Source organism: Micromonospora sp. NPDC049114 (assembly GCF_040648635.1).
Classification (GTDB): domain Bacteria; phylum Actinomycetota; class Actinomycetes; order Mycobacteriales; family Micromonosporaceae; genus Micromonospora.
This window is the reverse complement of record NZ_JBEZEA010000002.1, coordinates 987,109-1,004,565: the sequence shown is the minus strand read 5'-3', so window position 1 is coordinate 1,004,565 and position 17,457 is coordinate 987,109. Positions and strand designations below refer to the sequence as shown.

At 70.7% G+C, this 17,457-nt stretch carries 16 protein-coding genes; 2 read left to right on the top strand and 14 right to left on the bottom strand.

Annotated features, from left to right (window positions below; genetic code table 11):
- Positions 1–3 precede the first annotated feature (3 nt).
- The 3 genes from AB0B39_RS12045 to AB0B39_RS12035 all read right to left on the bottom strand — a co-directional run bounded on the left by AB0B39_RS12045 (position 4) and on the right by AB0B39_RS12035 (position 3,406).
- Entirely contained in the window at positions 4–561 is a 558-nt protein-coding gene (locus tag AB0B39_RS12045; RefSeq protein WP_357574285.1) for a YbaK/EbsC family protein, read from the bottom strand.
- A 156-nt stretch (positions 562–717) separates the two neighbouring features.
- Complete coding sequence (zwf, locus tag AB0B39_RS12040; RefSeq protein WP_357574284.1) at positions 718–2,211, bottom strand: glucose-6-phosphate dehydrogenase; 1,494 nt, start codon at positions 2,209–2,211, stop codon at positions 718–720.
- Positions 2,212–2,503: 292 nt separating this feature from the next.
- On the bottom strand, positions 2,504–3,406 hold the full coding sequence (locus AB0B39_RS12035) for a glycosyltransferase (protein WP_357493082.1): 903 nt from the start codon (positions 3,404–3,406) through the stop codon (positions 2,504–2,506).
- Between the two features lie 173 nt (positions 3,407–3,579).
- Between AB0B39_RS12035 and AB0B39_RS12030 the strand changes: the two genes are divergently transcribed.
- Positions 3,580–5,916, top strand: coding sequence for a tetratricopeptide repeat protein (locus AB0B39_RS12030; RefSeq protein WP_357574283.1), 2,337 nt, complete (start codon positions 3,580–3,582; stop codon positions 5,914–5,916).
- A 161-nt stretch (positions 5,917–6,077) separates the two neighbouring features.
- Here the strand turns inward: AB0B39_RS12030 and AB0B39_RS12025 are convergent, their stop codons facing one another.
- Together AB0B39_RS12025 and wrbA are read right to left on the bottom strand one after the other, a co-directional pair.
- Positions 6,078–6,476 (bottom strand): hypothetical protein, encoded by a 399-nt coding sequence (locus AB0B39_RS12025; RefSeq protein WP_357493078.1) that lies wholly within the window; start codon positions 6,474–6,476, stop codon positions 6,078–6,080.
- Positions 6,477–6,903: 427 nt separating this feature from the next.
- Entirely contained in the window at positions 6,904–7,503 is a 600-nt protein-coding gene (gene wrbA, locus AB0B39_RS12020; RefSeq protein WP_357493076.1) for an NAD(P)H:quinone oxidoreductase, read from the bottom strand.
- Between the two features lie 183 nt (positions 7,504–7,686).
- On the opposite strand from wrbA, the gene AB0B39_RS12015 reads away from it, so the two are divergent.
- Positions 7,687–7,902, top strand: a complete 216-nt coding sequence (locus AB0B39_RS12015) for a hypothetical protein (RefSeq protein ID WP_357493074.1) — start codon at positions 7,687–7,689, stop codon at positions 7,900–7,902.
- Positions 7,903–8,015: 113 nt separating this feature from the next.
- On the opposite strand, the gene AB0B39_RS12010 is transcribed toward AB0B39_RS12015, so the two are convergent.
- The 9 genes from AB0B39_RS12010 to AB0B39_RS11970 all read right to left on the bottom strand — a co-directional run bounded on the left by AB0B39_RS12010 (position 8,016) and on the right by AB0B39_RS11970 (position 17,338).
- On the bottom strand, positions 8,016–8,408 hold the full coding sequence (locus AB0B39_RS12010; protein WP_357493072.1) for a nuclear transport factor 2 family protein: 393 nt from the start codon (positions 8,406–8,408) through the stop codon (positions 8,016–8,018).
- Positions 8,409–8,413: 5 nt separating this feature from the next.
- Positions 8,414–8,608, bottom strand: coding sequence for a hypothetical protein (locus tag AB0B39_RS12005; protein ID WP_357493070.1), 195 nt, complete (start codon positions 8,606–8,608; stop codon positions 8,414–8,416).
- Between the two features lie 204 nt (positions 8,609–8,812).
- On the bottom strand, positions 8,813–9,301 hold the full coding sequence (locus AB0B39_RS12000) for a hypothetical protein (protein WP_357493068.1): 489 nt from the start codon (positions 9,299–9,301) through the stop codon (positions 8,813–8,815).
- A gap of 156 nt (positions 9,302–9,457) precedes the next feature.
- A complete protein-coding gene (locus tag AB0B39_RS11995) occupies positions 9,458–9,805 on the bottom strand; it encodes a VOC family protein (RefSeq protein WP_357493066.1) in 348 nt (115 codons plus the stop codon).
- A 50-nt stretch (positions 9,806–9,855) separates the two neighbouring features.
- Positions 9,856–12,948, bottom strand: a complete 3,093-nt coding sequence (locus AB0B39_RS11990; RefSeq protein WP_357574282.1) for a hypothetical protein — start codon at positions 12,946–12,948, stop codon at positions 9,856–9,858.
- Positions 12,949–13,020: 72 nt separating this feature from the next.
- Positions 13,021–14,250 carry a GH25 family lysozyme gene (locus AB0B39_RS11985; RefSeq protein ID WP_357574281.1) on the bottom strand — a complete coding sequence of 410 codons (1,230 nt, stop codon included), beginning with the start codon at positions 14,248–14,250 and terminating at the stop codon, positions 13,021–13,023.
- 280 nt (positions 14,251–14,530) lie between these two features.
- Positions 14,531–15,739 carry an iron-containing alcohol dehydrogenase gene (locus AB0B39_RS11980; protein WP_357493060.1) on the bottom strand — a complete coding sequence of 403 codons (1,209 nt, stop codon included), beginning with the start codon at positions 15,737–15,739 and terminating at the stop codon, positions 14,531–14,533.
- 1 nt (position 15,740) lies between these two features.
- Positions 15,741–15,881 carry a hypothetical protein gene (locus AB0B39_RS11975; RefSeq protein WP_357574280.1) on the bottom strand — a complete coding sequence of 47 codons (141 nt, stop codon included), beginning with the start codon at positions 15,879–15,881 and terminating at the stop codon, positions 15,741–15,743.
- Positions 15,878–17,338 (bottom strand): NAD-dependent succinate-semialdehyde dehydrogenase, encoded by a 1,461-nt coding sequence (locus AB0B39_RS11970; RefSeq protein WP_357574279.1) that lies wholly within the window; start codon positions 17,336–17,338, stop codon positions 15,878–15,880. Before AB0B39_RS11970 ends, AB0B39_RS11975 begins: the two co-directional genes overlap by 4 nt.
- Between the last annotated feature and the right edge of the window lie 119 nt (positions 17,339–17,457).

Below are 17,457 nucleotides of genomic sequence, written 5' to 3'. Positions count from 1 at the left end.
CCTCTACAAGGACGGCTCTCCGTTCCGTTGTACCCCGGGCTCCGGCTCGGCGATGGCGTGCACCGAAGGCTGCGCCAGTCGGACGTAGTCGGCGGTCCGCAGGCTGACGGAGCGTTCCAGCGCGCCCGCGTTGAAGAAAATCTTCTCGTGCTCCAGCAGCCCGGGATCGACGATCAGGTCCAGCGCCGCACCGAAGGTGAAGGGCACGATGGTGCCGCTTGGCGACCCGGTCAACCGCTCGGCCGTCGCCGCATCGGCGAACATGGCGTGCCGCGCCTGGTATCGCTCCTTCAGCCGGTCGAGGTTCAGGCGCTGGTCCCCGGGCACGACCGCCAGGACGTACCGGGATTCCTTTTTGGTGATCTTGAGACGCACGACTATGCACTTGGCCGCCTGCCCGGCGGGGTGGCCCCGCAAGGCGCTGACTTCGGTGGTGCGCCCCTCCGGCCGGTGATCGAGGGAACGGTAGTCGGCGCGTCCCTCGTCGAGCAACGCGATCAGCCGCTGCTCGGTGGTGCCGTCAGTGCCATCTGTCGGGGCGAGCCGGAGTTCATCGTGCATTTCCATACTTTAGTGCTCTCTCGTCATTTTGCCTGTCCGGGCGCGGTGCCGGTGCCCTTCACGCTCGACACGATGGCGTCGAGGACGGCCCGGCGGGGATGTTTCTCTGGTCTGCCCATCCACTGCGGGGAGGGCAGCATCGGCACTGTGGCAGGGTCACGCGGAGTTGCGCCACTTGCGGCCGTTCCGGCCGATGAGCCGATCGGCGTCGGTCGGGCCCCAGGAGGCGGCCTCGTAGGTCGGGATCGGCGAGTTGTCCTTCTCCCAGTTCTCGATGATCGGGTCGACGATCCGCCAGCACTGTTGCACCTCGTCGCTGCGGATGAACAGCGACGCGTCACCGATCAGCGCGTCCAGGAGCAGACGCTCGTACGCCTCCGGGGACTCCTCGACGAACGTCTGGTCGTAGGAGAACTCCATCGTGGCGGTGCGGACCCGGAAGGAGTGGCCCGGCACTTTGGCACCGAAGCGCAGCGAGATGCCCTCGTTCGGCTGGATCCGCAGGATCAGCGCGTCGGCATCGAGGCCGGTGAGCTGGTCGGTCGGGATCGGCAGGTGCGGCGGCCGCTGGAACTGCAGTGCCACCTCGGTGAGCCGGGCCGGCAGGCGCTTGCCGGTGCGTACGTAGAACGGCACCCCGGCCCAGCGCCAGTTGTCCACGTTGAGCCGCATAGCGGCGTAGGTCTCGGTGCGCGACAAAGGGTCCACGCCGGCCTCCTCGCGGTAGCCGGCCATCAGATCCTCGCGCGTGCCGCCCCGGGTGTACTGTCCCCGGACCGCGGCCTCGGCGATGTCCCGGTCGGTGGGGAGCCGGATCGCCTGCAGCAGCTTCACCTTCTCGTTGCGCAGGCCCTCAGCCTCGAACGAGGCCGGTGGCTCCATCAGTGCCAGCGCGAGGACCTGGAGCACGTGGTTCTGCACGATGTCCCGCATCGCGCCGGCGTCCTCGTAGAAGCCGCCGCGGCTGCCGACGCCGAGGGTCTCGGCGACGGTGATCTGCACGTGGTCGACCCAGGAGCGATCCCAGATGGGCTGGAAGATTGAGTTCGCGAAGCGCAGCGCCAGCACGTTCTGGACGGTGTCCTTGCCCAGATAGTGATCGATGCGAAAGACCTGGTGCTCGTCGAACGCGCTGTGCACGACGCGGTCGAGCTCACGGGCCGTGACCAGGTCGCGCCCGTACGGCTTCTCGATGACCAGGCGGGAGAAGGAGCCTTCGCGTGGCTGGTTGAGCCCGACGCCGGCCAGTCCGTTGATCACCGGCTCGAAGGCCCCGGCGGGGGTGGACAGGTAGAAGAGCCGGTTGCCGGACGTGCCCCGCTGTGCGTCCAGCTCGTCGAGGGTCACCGCGAGCCGTTTGTAGGTCTCCGGGTCGTCGTAGCCGCCCGCCACGTACCGCACGCCGCCCTGGAGCTGGCGCTTGCTGGCGAGGGTACGTTCGCCGAGGGCGCTCTCGATGAACTGCTCGTCGGTCATCGGCGTGCGCGCGACGCCGACCAGCGCGAACTGGTCCGGGAGCCGCTCGTGCCGAGCCAGGCTCTCGACTGCGGGCAGCAGCTTACGCCGGGTCAGGTCACCGGAGGCACCGAAGATCACCAGGGCGGCCGGCGGGGCACTGCGATCCTGGATGAGCTGAGTTGCGCGGTCCATGGTCTGCGTTCCTCCGGGCACAAGGGATGTGGGTTCGGGGGTGTCGTGCTGTCATGCCAAGGAATTGTGCGGCTGTGGGGGTGGTGTCCGGGGTCCCGGGGCGTGGCCCGTTGGTCGTGGAGCTCGAGCGTCCCATGCCGGGCTGACGGTTGGGCGACTCGGTGCGGTCTGTGGGAGTCGGGAGTGGGACGCCCTCGTGGCCGCGCCCGCGGGCGCGGCAGAACGGGACGGGCGGCAGCGCCGGAATCGACCGGTGCAGCGGTAGCGCCCACTCATCGCGAACGTCCGACAGTCAGTGGGAATCCGCCGGGCGCACCGTCGTGCTGACCGTGGGAACCGGCACGCCGGCGGCCTCGATCAGCACAGCGGCCTCAGCGGCCACCGCATGCCATCGGCGGCGCAGCATGCCGTCGGGGAACGCGTCGGTCCAGGGCTTGACCTCGGTGGCGTAGTGCGTGATGAACGGCGCCCGTTCCAGATCCACCTGGTACGGCATCGGCACGTACCGCTCGCCGTGGTAGGTGAAGTCCAGGCGCTGCTGCACGACACTGACCGGCATCACGTTCCATCGTGGATCAAGCAACTCGAACCTGCCGCCGAGCAGGTAGTTCAGCGTGTCCTGGTCTCCGAACAAGGGGCGCCAGTCGGGGTTGGCGATCAACTCTGCGGCCCGCTCGGTCAGCCGCTCGGCCCGCCAGCGTGCCACGTCGATGGCCAGCAGGCCGGAGTTGAAGTACGGGAAGCTGGGTGCCCGGCCGCTCAGCGGGAACCGGTCGGTCTCTACGTGCGGGCTGCCCAGCTCGGGAATGTACGGGTCGCGTGCCGCCGCGACCGGGTAGTCGTGCGCGATCGGCCGGTGCAGGGTGTGCACGCTGACGCGGGCGATCATGTCCGAGTCCAGGTAGAGCAGCCGGTCCGCGTCGATGAGGCCGGGTGCGACGATCCGCGCGTACCCCATCGGCGTGATGTAGCCGATCCGCATGTCGGGAAAGGTGAAGTCGCGTTGGATGACGGTCACCGTCGCCGGAGCGGCGGCGGCCGTCAGTGCCGCCAGCGAGTCCGGGAGAACGCCGGGGTCGCAGAGCAGGTAGAGGTGCAGCGGCTCCGGTCCCTGCCAGCTGCGGGCCAGCGACCGGGCTGCCACGCAGGTGGGCCAGACGTAGTGGGCGTCAAGGCACAGGACGACACCGTTCACCGTCCGGTCACCGATCGCCGGAAGGCCGTGCCATCGGTGACCAGGATCTTCTCGAACACAGCGGCGAGCAGTGCCAGCATCAGCCCTCCGGCCGTTGTTGGAGCAAGCAACCGTAACGCAGAATCGACCATGGCCGGAGACGCCGCAGATTGCAAGCGGAAGGGGCGGTCCTGATGTCCGAGATGGACAGCCGAAGCTCCGGCGCGATCGCTGGACGGGACACCCGCATCAGGGGCGAGTACGCGGCCGGACGCGATATGGTGATCAACAACGTTCCCGAGTCACGCCCAGCGCCATTCGCCGTGCCACTCGACATCTCCGACTTCGCCGATCGAACGGACGAGTTCAGCGCCATTGTCAACATGTTCGGGGAATGCGCCGCCCCGGTGGTGGTGAATCTCTTCGGACCCGGCGGGATCGGCAAGTCGGCGCTGGCTGTCCGGGCGGCTCACCGCCTCCGCGACCGCTTCCCCGACGGCGTCCTGTACGCGGCCCTCGGCACCCAGTCCTGGCAGACCGCCGACATCGTCGCCGAATTCCTCTACCTGCTGGGCCGCTCGGCTGACGGTGCCACCGAGTCCCGGCTGGTTGCGGAGTTCCGGACCGCGGTTGCCGGCCGCCGGGTCCTGGTCGTGCTGGACGGGGCAACCTCTGCCGATCTGACCATCCCACTGCTGCCCACCACCGCTGGTTGCGGCGCGATCGTGACCAGTCGCCCGCCACTGACCGGCCTGCCCGGCGCTGAGCTGGTCGAGGTGCCGGTGCTGCCCGAGCCGGACAGCGTGGCCCTGCTCGGCCGCCTCGCCCGGGTGCAGATCGACGCGTCCAACGCAGACCAGGCGGCACTGCTGGTGCGGATGTGCGGCAGGTTGCCACTGGCGCTGCGTGTCGCCGGTGCGAAACTGAAGACCAGGGGCGACTGGGATATGGGCCGGCTGTCCGAACGGATGGCGGCGGCGGCCAACCGGCTCGACCTACTCCGGATTGGGGACCTCGAGGTGCGCGCGACGCTGCTGACCAGCTACTCCGAGCGCGACCCTGGCGAGCAGCGGGCGTTTCGGGCGCTCGCCCTGGCCGGTGGCGACGAGTTTCCCGGTTGGATGCTGGCGCCGTTGCTGCAGGTGAGCATGGCGGAGAGCGAGCGCCTGGTCGAGCGCCTGGTCCATGCACAACTCGTTCGCGTCACCCGGATGGACGGCACCGGCCAGCCCCTCTACCGCCTGCACGACCTGGTCCGCGACCTCGCCCGCGAGTTGGCCGACACGGACGCGGCCGCCGAGCGTGCGGCCATGGCGGTCCGGTCGAACGACCGCTACCTCGACCTCGTGGCGACTGCCGCCCGGGCGCTGCGGGAGCAGGGCTCTGGCAGCCGTGCTGCCGATCCCGTCTCTCCGGCGCCGGACGACGACTTCGCCGAGCTGCGCAGGACGATCACACTGGCACCCGTCGCCTGGTTCGCGTCCGGGCGGGACGGCATTCTCGCCAGCCTGCGCCGGGTCGCCGAGGACGGCCAGATGGACCGGGTGGGCCGCTTTGCCGACGCGATGCTCGCTCTGCTGATCGTCACCCCGTTCGCCGAGGACCGCATCCGGGTGCACCGGCTGGTGCTGGAGGCCAGCACCCGGGCCGGAGACCAGGTCCAGCTCGCCGGTGCGCGGCGGGACCTGGGTCGCGCCTTTCGGGACTTCGGCCGGTATGCGGAGGCGCGCGCGGAGCTTGAGGCCGCGATCACCGATTTCGCCGACCTGGGCGATGCCGGGGCGTTGGCCGAGACCCGACTGATCTATGCGGTGCTGCTCCGGTTGCTCGGGGAGAACCAGGCCGCCCGCGAGGTGGTCCTCGACTCACTCACCCACTTCGAGGCGACCGGGGAGACGGGCTGGCAGGCGTACGCGTACCGGACTCTCGGCATCATCCACCGCAACCAGGCCGACTGGCCCGCCGCTGGCGCAGCCTTCGAGCGGGCGCTGGAGTTGTTCCGTGCCGTCGGCGACCGGCACCGGGAGGGTAACTGCCTGGTCCACTACGGCAGCGCGCTGCGCCAGCAGGGCGAGCCGGGCCGGGCGCTGCCCCTCTACGGCCGGGCGCGGGACATCTTCGCCGCGCTCGGCTTCTCGCTCTGGGAGGCGATCACTGACGTGCACCAGGCCGCGAGCCTGATGGACCTGGAGGTGCGGGAGGAGCCCGGCCTGCTGCTCGACCGGGCGCTGCGTACCTTCACCGACATCGGCGACCTCCGGTGGGCGGACATCGCCGAGTACCACCGTGCCCGGCTCGCTCTGCGGGCCGGCGATGTCGCCGGCGCGCTACCGCGGCTGGAACGGTCAGCCAGTCGGTTCCGGGAGCTCAACGAGCCGTACAGCGAATCCATGGTGCTGCTCACCCTGGCCCAGGCCCAGGCGCCCGGCCCGGCGGCCCGGTTCACCCTGCAGCGGCTGATCGAAAACGCCCGGCGGTTGGGAAACCCAATGCTGGAGAGAACGGCGACGCGACTGCTCGACCGTCGATGAACAGCGCGTTCGGCCGGGCGCCAGGCCCCGATCACGACCGTGCAGGCGTACGCGGTGTCCACGTCGCAGGCGCCACGTACCCCCGCGGCGGCGCGGCGGACCCGTCCCTGACCGCCCTCGCCCTGTCCCGCCGCCTCGCTGCCTTCCTGAGCGACCCGAGCCTAGCCGCCGTCCGGGCCACCGACGTGTAGGTCCCGGCCAGCGGCGTACCGGCCGGAGACGCGCATGTCGCGGCCCGCGACCGCGCCGCTCTCGTTCGCCTGGATGATCGTCGGGTCGGCCCCGGCGAGCGCGTCCCGCAGCGCCGCGGCGAATTCCGGGTCGGAAGTGATCTGCCGGGCCAGCCGCAGCGTCAGCCGATCTTCGGCGGCCGGCGTCGGCGCGGTGGTCACCTCGTCGATGACCTCCAGCGTTCCCGGGTCACCAGCGAACCGGTGCCGGATCACCTGGGCCACCCGGTCCGCCCCGGAGAGCAGCCGCTGCGCTGCCCCACCGGCCACGCCTGTGGAAAGGGCGGTCAGCGCTCCGACGGCGACGCTTGCCAGGTCCAGCGGTTCCATCTGTGCCTCCTGGTCGGGGCGGTCGTCCGGGTCCGTCCAGCCTAGCCGTCTTCCGTGGGGGATTCCGGACAGCGAGGTAGGCCCGGCGTAGCGCCGCGCAAAGGTCGGACGGAAGGCCCCCTCGACTCCACAGTCGACGCAGCAGCGGCGTCCGACTGAAGCGCCGACGGGATCAGCGCCTTCGACCACAAGGTCGCTACCGCCTACCGGTGGCCCCTCTACGCGTTCGTCGAGCGGCTCACCACGCCCGGCTTCCGGGAGGTGGAACGCCTACCCCGACCCGGCGACGACCAGCGCTGGCCGCACCCCGTCATGGCCGCGGTCGTGGTGTGATCACGCCGAGGGCCGGCCTCCCATCGCGGGAGGCCGGCCCTCGCTCAGCTGAGCACCCCCGTCGAGGCGGGCGTCCGGTACGGCGGCAGCGCGCTCAGGCGGTGAGCTTCCCGGCGATCTTGACGACCCGCTCGGCCATGTGGTCGAGGGCCGAGAACTGGGCGTCGCCCAGCGGGGCGTCGTTGCTGCCACCGGTGACGTGCGAGACGCCGTACGGGTTGCCGTCGGCGAACTTCAGCGGGTCGGTGTAGCCCGGGGCGACAACCAGGCCGCCGAAGTGGTGAACGGTGTTGTAGAGCGCGAGAAGGGTCGACTCCTGGCCGCCGTGCGCGGTCATGGACGCGGTGAAGCCGGCGTACACCTTGTCGGCGAGCAGCCCCTGCGCCCACTGCGGGCCGAGGGTGTCGATGAACTGCTTGAGCTGGCTGGCGACGTTGCCGTAACGGGTGGGCGTGCCGAACAGCACGGCGTCCGCCCAGACGACGTCGTCGGCGGTGGCCTTCGGCTCGTTCCTGGTGGCGTCGAAGTGCTGGCTCCAGGCGGCGTTGGAGGCGATGGCCTCCGCCGGGGCGAGCTCCGGAACCTGACGCAGCCGCACCTCGGCGCCAGCCTTCTCACCAGCCTCGGCGAGGCGCTTGGCCATGGCGTGGAGGGTACCGGTGGACGAGTAGTAGATGACGGAGAGCTTGGTCATCGGAGGCATCCTTCCCAAAGTAGTTGCCGCTGATAAATTTGCTGCAGCAACAATCTTGACTGTAGCAGCCACCGCGCGGCACCCTCAACGGCCCGGCCATGCCCAGCTCCGTGACGGAGCGCACCAGGCGACGGGCTCGGGCTGTGGCCGTCCAGCCGACGAAGCGGAGGTTCTGGCCCCGCGATGAGGCGATGGACCCCCGCGGCGCCACACCTGCGGGCCTCGCCGCTGGCTGTCCGCTTCACCGCGATCTGCCCGGGCTGGACGGCGAACAACGCGCACCATCAGTTGCGGGGGCAGACGAGCGCGCCGCTGCTGGTGCTCAACGGGCGGTACGACCCGGCCACCCGTACGACGGGGCCCAGCGGGTGGTGCGGCAGCTCGGCAGCCAGGGTCTGACGCGTCGACGTCGTGACGGTGACACCCCAGCTCACGGTAGGTAGTGCGACCGACTGGTCAGTCTCCTACCCGCCGGTCGGGGCGTCGCCGGTCATTCGCTGCGCATCGGTGGATCAGGAGTCGTCGGACGGGTCGGCCGGCTGCTGTCCCGGCCAGAACGGCCACTCCTCGAATGACCGGCACCGGCCGTCGTCGGCGAAGCGCATGACCCACAGGTCGCGGTACTCCTGGTCGACCGGGTCACCGTAGCGAACCTCTTGGCGCGACACGGCGGTGTCGCCCTCGACCGCGACGATCTCCGTGGTCATCCGGAACACCTCGTCGGGACCCTTGCGCTGCTTCTCCCACATCCGGGCGATGGCCGACAGACCGACGACCGGCGTCCAGTACGGCCCCTGCCGGTAGCTCGCATCCTCAGTGAAAAGCGTGACCAGCGCGTCCGTGCCCGGCGTCCGCCAGAGCCGCTCGTAGGCGGCGAGCCAGTCCTCGACGTGCTTCCTCTCCATGGACATCACCTTGCCACCGGAGCGGCGGCCAGCCGGGCGAACCGCGAGCTGGGGTCGCGCTCACACCGATCCGGTGAGTGGGTGAGCAGCGGCAGATGGCGATCCGCTTCGCCGTCTTCGCTAACGTCCTCGATCTGGACGAGCACGGGGATCCGCTCAACGAGAAGTACGCCGAGCGCCGTGCCGGCGACCTGGTTCAACGGTGCTGCCCTGCAGTTGCTGCACGGATATCGCTGGCCCGGCCGACATTCGTCCGGCGCGATCGCTCCGGATCGGCCGCTGATGGAGTGGCTGACCGTGGGTTGCTCAGAGGCCACTGGTCCAGGTGCCACAGGCTGCACGGACCCGCGAATCGGCGGTGACCGTCCGGGCGAGGGTCACCGCCGATAGCGTGGTCGAACCGGTCAGGCGGCCGAGCAGGCGGTGTCCAGCTCCTTGATGGCGGCTTCCAGGGCCTTCTTGCTGGGCTTGGCGTCGGCGGACTTGTTGTACGCGTCGCTCAGGCTCATCATCTCGTTCTGAATCTTTTCGGAGGCGGCGGTGACTGCCTCGTTGGCGCTCATCGAGTGCGCCAGGATCGCTACCGAGCCGGCGGCCCACTGGGCGCTGACCGCGAAGTGCCCGGCCGGCGGGCCGATCTTCTCGGCCTTGGTGACCTTAGCCGCGTTGTCCTTGATGTCCTTCTTGATGTCGGCGCAGGCCTTCACCGTGGCCGCGTCGTTGGCTGCGGTGCTGGCCGCGGTGGTGGCCGCACCGCCGGTCGGAGCGGCGCTCGAGGCCGCCGGCGACGGCGAGGTTGCGGTGCCCTCGGATTCGGGCTGCGGATCGCAGCCGGACGTCGCGATCGCCGCCGTAACAGCCAAGCCGGCCAGGACGAATCGAGTTCGGTTCATCGATGTTCCCCCGTGATCTTCATGTTCGGCGCACGCTACCAGCCCCGGTCGAACGGGTGGGGGCAGTTTCGTGGCCGACGCTCCACACGAGTCACCAGCTCGCCAGAATCGTCAAGAGGGCTTGTCGGGAGCGGTAGCCGGTGGCCCTTGTGCCGGTCAGCGGTGGCTGACGACGTTCACCACCTTGCCGTCGGGGTCGCGGACGAAGAAGCGCCGCACGCCCCACGGCTCGTCGGTGATCGGGTGCACGATCTCTGCGCCCGCCGCACGTACCGCCTCGTAGGCGGCGTCGACGTCATCGACCTCGACGCTGAGGTCCGGGTTGACGGCTGCCGCCGTGTCTCTGGTGACGAGGGTGACCTGGGCGGTGGGGTTGGACGGTGAGACCAGGGTGACCACCCAGCCCAGGTTCATGTCCTCCCGGAAACCCAGAAGCTGGTAGAAGCCGCTGCTCGCGGCCGGGTCGGCGGTGGTGATGTCGGGCACGGCGCGGCGGATCGTCATGCCGGATTCTGGCATGCGATGTGCCACGGCATCCTGACCTGCGGCTGCCATCAGGCGGATTGCCGGTGACCGCCGAGTGACAGGAGCAGGCCGGCGGCGGCCAGCCCGATTCCGGCGGCGGCGGTGTACTCAGGGAGTTGGGCGGGGATGCCGAGGTAGACGGTGATGCCGAGGATGCGGGACAGGCCCCAGGGCAGCAGCGCGAGCTGGTCGTTCCACACCGTCAGCGCGCGTTCCAGGCCCACCACGGCGACCAGGGCGGAGAGCACGCCGAGGGGCACACCCGCGGCGGTGAGGGTCAACCCGACGGCGCTTCGGCGGCGCCTGCCGTACCGGTCCCGCAGGACGACGGCGACGACCACGAACAACCAGCAGAACGCCGCGAACGCGACGGTGACGTACGCCGCGCGCACGCTCGGCGCGGTCCAGAAGGCGAACCAGTAACCGCCCGGTCCGCGCCCGGCGAGCGCCGCCAGCAGCAACACGCTGCGCAGCAGCGCGACGCCGCCGAGCGCGGCCCACAGGTGGTACGGGTCCCGGCGGCCGACGACGAGGCGTACGACGAGTGTGAACAGCGCCCACCCACCGAGGGTGACCAGCAGGTGCGCCGGCGCGGCGAACCAGGTCAACACGAGCCGGCTCGCCACCAGCACCAGGGCCGGGACCAGCCACACCAACACCCGATCCGCCCGCGTCGTGGGCGTCGGCAGCGCGGCGACCCGCCACGGCCGGAGCGCGCCGAGCAGCAACCCGCGCGCGGCGGCGGCGCCGAACCCACGCCCGTAGAGGCCGAGCAGCACCACCAGCAGGATCGACCCGAGCATCGCCCGGGCCGCCCAGGCCATCGCCGGGTCCCGGTCGGCACGCCGGGCCCCGAGGTCGGCGGCGGTGAAGTTGTACGCCGGCAGGTCCACATCGGCGCCGTAGCGCTGCCGGTGCGCGTCGCGCGCGTGGTGGTATGCCGCTGTGGCCAGCCGCCAGTCGTGGCGGGCGGCCGGGGCACCCGTGTCCAGCCACTGCGCGTGCCGCAGCACCATGGCCCGGTACGCGCTCAGCGTCTCGAACAGGTCGACCTGGTAGTCGAGAGTCGCGGTGAAACGCCCGCGCAGTTCGGCGTCCCGCCAGGTCGCCGGTTCGGTTCCGGCGACCAGGTCCCGCATGCGCCGGGCCAGTACGACTGCCTGCCGGCCCTCCTCGATCGCCTCGTCGACGCGGCCGCCGGTCACCGCGTAGATGCTGTCCAGTGCGGCGGAGTCGCCGGTCGGGATGTCCCACTCGAAGATCCACATCATGGGCGGCGGTTCCAGCCCGAGCGCCCGCACCGACCGGTCGGCGTACGGGCCGATGTAGAGGCCCTTGGTGACCGCCTGCCGGGACAGCGCCATGGCCTGCCCGATCGCGGCGACGGTGCCGGGATCGCCGGAGAACGTGCGGTACGCCCAGTCCGCCGTGATCTGCGCCGGGTCGACGTTCGGGTCCCAGGCCAGGCGGCCGACGGCGTACGTGTTGAGGTCGTAGAGCTGCCAGAACCCCGCGCGCAGGTACAACGACATGGGCCCGGCGCGCAGGGGACCGCCGTCCTGGGTCCAGTTCCAGACACCCTCGACGTTTCCGTTGGCGGCGAGGAATGCGCGCAGCGCCTCGCCGTGCAGCGGGCCGAGATCGTTGGGCAGCGAGCCGAACCCCTCGAACTCGCGGCGGGCCTGGAACTCCACGATGCGGCGGTGCCCGCCGCCCAGCAGGGTGGTGTTGAGCGGCAGGTGGCTGTAGAAGTCGCCCAGGGTGTACTTGGTGGACACGATCAGGTGCGGGTCGTCGAGCCCGCCGAGGACCTGCGCGTACGACTCCGGGTTGGTGTGCAGGTCGCCGACGGCGCCGACGCCCACCGTCCACGTGCGAAAGATGATCTCCTTTCCGGCCGTGCCAGCCGTGTCCAGCAGTGCCCGTAGCATCGCGCGCACGGACGCCGCCGTGGTGACCGCGAGCTTCGACGAGTAGTCCCAGCCGGCCCCGGCGTACACCTCGCCGCCCTCACCGACACGGACCATCAGGCCGTTGACGAACGGCATGCTCTCGAACAGCTCGGCCAGACCGGCCTGGTAGACAGTCCACAGCCGAGGGTCGGCCGTGTCGAGGCCGCCGACGGTCCGCGTCAGGTACGCCTCCAGCGGCGGCGACACCGCGAGCATGTCGGTCAGCAGGAAGACCCGCACGCCCATGTCCTCGGCGTACTTGAAGACGGGGCCGAACGCGGCGACCATCGCCCGTGCGCGGTCGACGTGCGGGTCGCCGGGCGGGTAGACCGCGTGCCCGTCGCCGACCTTCGCGAACGTGACGTACTCCAGGAAGCCGGGCACGACGACTCCGTTGAATCCCTGCGCCACCGAGTGGTCGACGAACTGCCGGAACTGCGCGTCGATGCGGGCCACCGCGGCAGCGTCCACCCACGGCGCGCGAGGCAGGACCGCCGTCCCGACCACGTCGGTGTTCAGGCCATAGTCGTCGCCGGCGGCGAAGACGGCCGGGTCGGGCTCGCGCCCCACCGAACCCGCGTCGGTCAGCCGCAGGCCGAGCCGGGGGATGACCACCCGACCCGCGTCCGCCGCTGCAAGCGCCTCGGCGCCGGAGCGGATCCGGTCGGCCAGCCGGTACATCCCGGCTGCCACGCCCGCGACGTCGCCGCCCTCGACGGTCAGCTCGGCGCCGCGCACGTCGAGCCGGTACGACTCGGGCGTCCCGCCGAGGGTGGACAGCACGCCCGCCCGCAGCGCGGTGACCGCCGACAGGTCCGGGGTGGCGACCGGTGCCGTGCCGGGTGCGGTCGTCGCGGGCTTGGCCGGGTGCGGCGCGGCCGGGACGAGCAGCGGCCGGGGCAGGCCGCGAAAGACGACCGCGTCGGCGACGGCGCTTGCGGCCTTTTTCAGCCGCAGATCATCGGGTACGACGAGGGATGCCAACGGCGGCACCGGCGCGGGCGTCCGCGCCGGCGCGGCGACAGCGTCCTCGCGCGGCACGGCGGCGGGGGAGTGGCTCAGCCCCAGCGTGTCGCCGACCCCCCAGGCGGCGGCCGCGCCGAGCGCCAGCAGGACCGCCGCGGCGACGAGCAGCGGGTACGGCCTGCGGGCCTGGGCAACGTGAGCCACGCTCGCATCGTAATGGCTGCACCGGCCCGCGCCCGGCGCCCCCGCGGTGAGGATGCCGGGCAGCGGCGGTGCTCAGAGAGCGATCCGGTCGAACTTCTCCCAGGCGCCGATCGCCGTCCGGTTGGCGATGAGGGGTTTGGTGCCGCCGCTCTCCGCCACCACGTACCTGCCGTTGGTCGCGGCGCGCAGGCTGATCGTGTCGTCCGAGTTGTTGATGATGGTGAACTTCTCCCAGGTGCCGACCTTGGTGCGGTTGGCGATCAGTGGTTTGGCGCCGGCGCTCTCCGCCGTCACGTACCGACCGTTGGCACGCGAGCGGAGCGCGACGTAACCGCCGCCGGCACTGATCACGTCGAACTGCTCCCACAGTGCGACTGTGGTGCGGTTGGCGATCAGCGGCTTGCCGCCGGCGCTCTCCGCCACCACGTAGCGATTGTTGGTCCGTGAGCGGAGGGCGACCGGAGGCGCGGCCACCGGTGCGCCGGTCAGCCCGGTGAGGGCCGCGTGGGTGCCGTTGAAGACGTTCTGGCTGTAGTTCCCGGGCTGGCTCGGGTTGCCGGCGGCGTACTGCCAGATGGTCTCTGCGGTCCAACCCGCCGGCAGGGGTGGACGAGTGGTGGTGTAGCCGGCGATGTCCAACGGGTTGGCGCCGAACGACGCGTTCTTGCCGGTGCACGGGTTCCAGTAGTTGGTGTTCGTGTAGATCATCACGGGCCGGCCGATGCGTGCCTTGACCTGGTCGGTGAAGGACCGGATCCAGTTCGACATCTCGGTCGGGGTCAGCCCGTAGCAGGTGGGCGCGTCGCTCCAGTAGGGCCACTCGATGTCGACCATCGGCACGAGGGTCTGGCCGTCCTTGGTGAACTTCGCGCTGTCGACAAAGAAGTTGGCCTCGTTGATCGGGTCGCGCTTGTCCGGACGGGCGAAATGGTAGGCCCCGACGAGCAGACCGGCGTCCTTGGCCGCGGCATAGTCTTCGGCGAAGTACGGATTGAGGTACGTCCTGCCTTCCGTCGCCTTGACGTAGGCGAACTTGACGCCGCTTGCCGCTACCGCGGGCCAGCTGATCGGGCCCAGGTTGTGGTCGTGGCTGGAGACGTCGATGCCCCTGACCGTGTAGCCCGCCGGGATGGCGGCACTCGTGGACGTCGCGGCGCTGCGCGCGCCCGGGGTGATGCCAGCGTTCGCTCGGCCGCCACCATCGGCGGTCGGGTCTGCGGCATGCGCGGGCTGCGTGACGCCGAGCGCCGTACCGACCGCGAGGCCGGCGGACATCAGCACGCAGAGCAGTCTTCTAGGCATGGTGAGGTGGGTTTCTCCTTGCTCGCGGGCCGAGGTGACCACCGGCGCGGCGGGCGGAACCCGCCACGCCTGTGTCGCGCGCCGAGAGGCGCGGCTGGCTACCTCCATCGGCGTGGGTCCGCAGGAGTATTTCTTGTCGACGGGAGATCGCACCGTCCTGGAGGAGCGAAATCAGATCATCGGCAGGACGCGTCGAGCCGAACGGTGGAATTCGAGAGTCGGGGACACCGCCACGGCGGCTGCGAGCGGTGTGCCGGCCAGCAGCACGCCCACGGATGTGTCAGGTCCGGTCCCCGGTCCAGGCCGCTTCGAGGATCGCGGTCAGGCTGGCGGTGTCGGTCGGGCCCGGATGGTTCTGGATCAGGCGGGTGACGCCACTGGCCATCTCCGCGAAACGCGGGAGGTCGGCGCGTGCCACGCCGATGTCCGCCAGGGTGGCAGGAATGCCGATGTCGGCAAGGAGTCCGTCGAGCCAGGTGAGGAACGTTTGCGCGGCCTCGGCATCCGAGGCGTCGGTCACGTCGAGCCCGCACACCCCGGCGAGGATGGCCAACCGGTCGGCGATCGCATCCCTGGCCGCGTCCAGTGCGTAGGGCAGGAGCAGCCCGACACCCAGGCCGTGTGGCGTGTGCGTGGCGGCGCCGATGGGGTACTGGAGGGCGTGCGGGGCCGCGTTGCCCGCGTGGGAGAAGGCGAGCCCGGCGAGCATGGACCCGTAGGACATGTCCGCGCGCGCGTCCGTGTCGCCGCCGTCGGTGACCGCGCGACGCAGGCTACGGGCGATCCGCTCCGCGGCCCGGAGCGCGTAGTGGTCGGTGATCGGGTTGCGGCCGAGGAAGACCTGCTCCACCGGGTCGCGCGGTCCGTGGGGCCGGGGTCGCGCGGTGTAGCTCTCCACCGCGTGACAGAACGCGTCGATTCCGGAGTGGGCGGTGACGGTCGCCGGGCAGGTGTAGGTGAGTTCGGGGTCGACGATGGCGAAGTCGGGCACGATGTGGACGCTGGAGACCCCCACCTTCAGCGCGCGGTCCGGGTCGGTCAACACCGAGACGGGTGTGAGCTCGGAACCGGTGCCTGACGTCGTCGGGACAGCGACGAGAGGAATCGTCGGCCCCGGCACCTTCGACTCGCCGTAGAAGTCGCGCGGCGTCCCACCGTGGCGCCGGATGACGCCGACGATCTTGGCGAGGTCGATCACCGTGCCACCACCGATGGCGAGGATGACGTTGGCGTCCACCTCGGCGGCGGCCGAGACGGCCAGGGCGACATCGGTGAGCGGCACGTCCGGAGTCGCGTCGGAGAACACCGCGACGACCTCGACCGTGTCCCGCACGGCGGCCACGATCTCGGCCACGCCCGGCTGCCCCAGCAGAACCTGGTCGGTCACGATGAGGACCCGCGAGCCACTCTCGGACACCACTCGTGGGATGTTCTGCGCGACCCCTTCGCCGACGATCAGCTGGCGTGGTCCGCGGACGGTCTCAAGCATGTCAGTGCCTCTCTCGAACGTCGGCGGCGATGTGCTGGGCGAGCGACCGGGTCACCCGCGCGACCCCGACGGCGTCGGCAGGGTTGGCCGCCCGGATGGCGCGGGCGCGCGCGCCGGGCGGCCGGAGCAGCAGGGCGGTCACGGCAGGTCGATCGCCGCGTAGGTGAGATCGAGGTATTCGAGGATGCCCTCGTGCGACCCCTCCTTGCCGATCCCGGACTGCTTGACGCCTCCGAACGGGGCCGACGGGTCCGATATGAGGCCGCGGTTGATGCCGATCATCCCCGTGTCCAGCCCTTCGGTGAACCGGAGCGCCCGCCGGAGGTCCCGGGTGAAGACGTATCCGACCAGGCCGTGTTCGGTGTCGTTGGCCTTCGCCAGCACCTCGTCGTCGGACGTGAACGAGATGATCGGCGCCACCGGACCGAAGATCTCCGCCCGCAGCATCCGCGCGTCGTCGGGCACGTCGACGAGGACCGTTGGCGGGTAGAAGTGGCCCGGCCCGTCCGGACGCTCGCCGCCCACCAATACCCGCGCGCCACGTTCGACAGCGTCGGCGACCAGCTCGTCGATCGTGGCGACCGAGGCCTCGTCGATCAACGCTCCGACGTCCACGCCGTCGTCGAGACCATGGCCCACCGACAGCGCGCCCATCCGCTCGGCGAAGCGCGCCGTGAACTCCTCGCGCACCGGCTCCTCGACGTAGATCCGGTTGGCCGCGATGCAGGACTCGCCGATGTTGCGCATCTTGGCCACCATGGCTCCGTCGAGCGCGACGTCCAGGTCAGCGTCCGCACACACGATCAAGGCCGCGTTGCCGCCCAGTTCCATTGACGTACGCAGCACGTTGTCCGCGGCCTGCCGGAGCAGCACGCGCCCGACCTCGGTCGACCCGGTGAACGAGAGCTTGCGGGTCCGACTGTCGGCCAGCAGTGCCGAGACCACCTCGCCGGAACGCTTGGTGGTCAGAACGTTGACGACGCCCGGGGGGACGCCGACCTCCTCCATGATGCGGGCCAGGAGCAGCATGGTCAGTGGCGTCTGGGCGGCTGGCTTGGTGATCGTCGTGCAGCCTGCGGCCAGCGCAGGAGCGATCTTGCGGGCACCCATGGCCAACGGAAAGTTCCAGGGCGTCACGAAGACGCACGGTCCGACCGGCTTCGGCACGGTGAGGATGCGGTACCCACCTGCGGGAGCGACGCTGTAGCGCCCCTCGACGCGCACCGCCTCCTCGGCGAACCAACGGAAGAACTCGGCACCGTAGGCCACCTCCGCCCGAGCCTCGGCGAGCGGCTTGCCCATCTCGAGGGTGATCAACCGGGCGACCTCCTCGGTTCGCTCGGTCAGCGCCCGGTACGCCGCGGTCAACAGCTCTGACCGTTTCCGGGGCGGGGTCGCCGCCCATCGCGCCATTGCCGTGCTCGCCGCGTCCAGAGCGGCGAGCCCGTCACCGACGTCGGCGTCCGCCACCTCGGCGATGGTCTTGCCGGTGGCCGGGTCCTCGACGGCGAAGGTGGCTCCGCTTGCGGCGTCGCGCCAGGCGTCGCCGATCCGGAGCCGCCGGTGCTCGGGGGCCAGGACGTTCATCGGGTCACTCATCGCGTCGCCTCCTGTGATCTTCTTGGTGATGTCCGACGTGCCGCAGCGATCGCGCTGTGCGCGCAGACGGACGGGTCACCCGCCCTCGTCGGGGGCGAGGTTCGTCGAGCGCGTCGAAT

Excerpts from the sequence above, each read along its gene's own strand:
- AB0B39_RS12045 (WP_357574285.1), bottom strand. The coding sequence starts at position 561 with ATGCACGATGAACTCCGGCTCGCCCCGACAGATGGCACTGACGGCACC.
- zwf (WP_357574284.1), bottom strand. The coding sequence starts at position 2,211 with ATGGACCGCGCAACTCAGCTCATCCAGGATCGCAGTGCCCCGCCGGCC.
- AB0B39_RS12030 (WP_357574283.1), top strand. The coding sequence starts at position 3,580 with ATGTCCGAGATGGACAGCCGAAGCTCCGGCGCGATCGCTGGACGGGAC.
- AB0B39_RS12025 (WP_357493078.1), bottom strand. The coding sequence starts at position 6,476 with ATGGAACCGCTGGACCTGGCAAGCGTCGCCGTCGGAGCGCTGACCGCC.
- wrbA (WP_357493076.1), bottom strand. The coding sequence starts at position 7,503 with ATGACCAAGCTCTCCGTCATCTACTACTCGTCCACCGGTACCCTCCAC.
- AB0B39_RS12015 (WP_357493074.1), top strand. The coding sequence starts at position 7,687 with ATGAGGCGATGGACCCCCGCGGCGCCACACCTGCGGGCCTCGCCGCTG.
- AB0B39_RS12010 (WP_357493072.1), bottom strand. The coding sequence starts at position 8,408 with ATGGAGAGGAAGCACGTCGAGGACTGGCTCGCCGCCTACGAGCGGCTC.
- AB0B39_RS12000 (WP_357493068.1), bottom strand. The coding sequence starts at position 9,301 with ATGAACCGAACTCGATTCGTCCTGGCCGGCTTGGCTGTTACGGCGGCG.
- AB0B39_RS11995 (WP_357493066.1), bottom strand. The coding sequence starts at position 9,805 with ATGACGATCCGCCGCGCCGTGCCCGACATCACCACCGCCGACCCGGCC.
- AB0B39_RS11985 (WP_357574281.1), bottom strand. The coding sequence starts at position 14,250 with ATGCCTAGAAGACTGCTCTGCGTGCTGATGTCCGCCGGCCTCGCGGTC.
- AB0B39_RS11980 (WP_357493060.1), bottom strand. The coding sequence starts at position 15,739 with ATGCTTGAGACCGTCCGCGGACCACGCCAGCTGATCGTCGGCGAAGGG.
- AB0B39_RS11970 (WP_357574279.1), bottom strand. The coding sequence starts at position 17,338 with ATGAGTGACCCGATGAACGTCCTGGCCCCCGAGCACCGGCGGCTCCGG.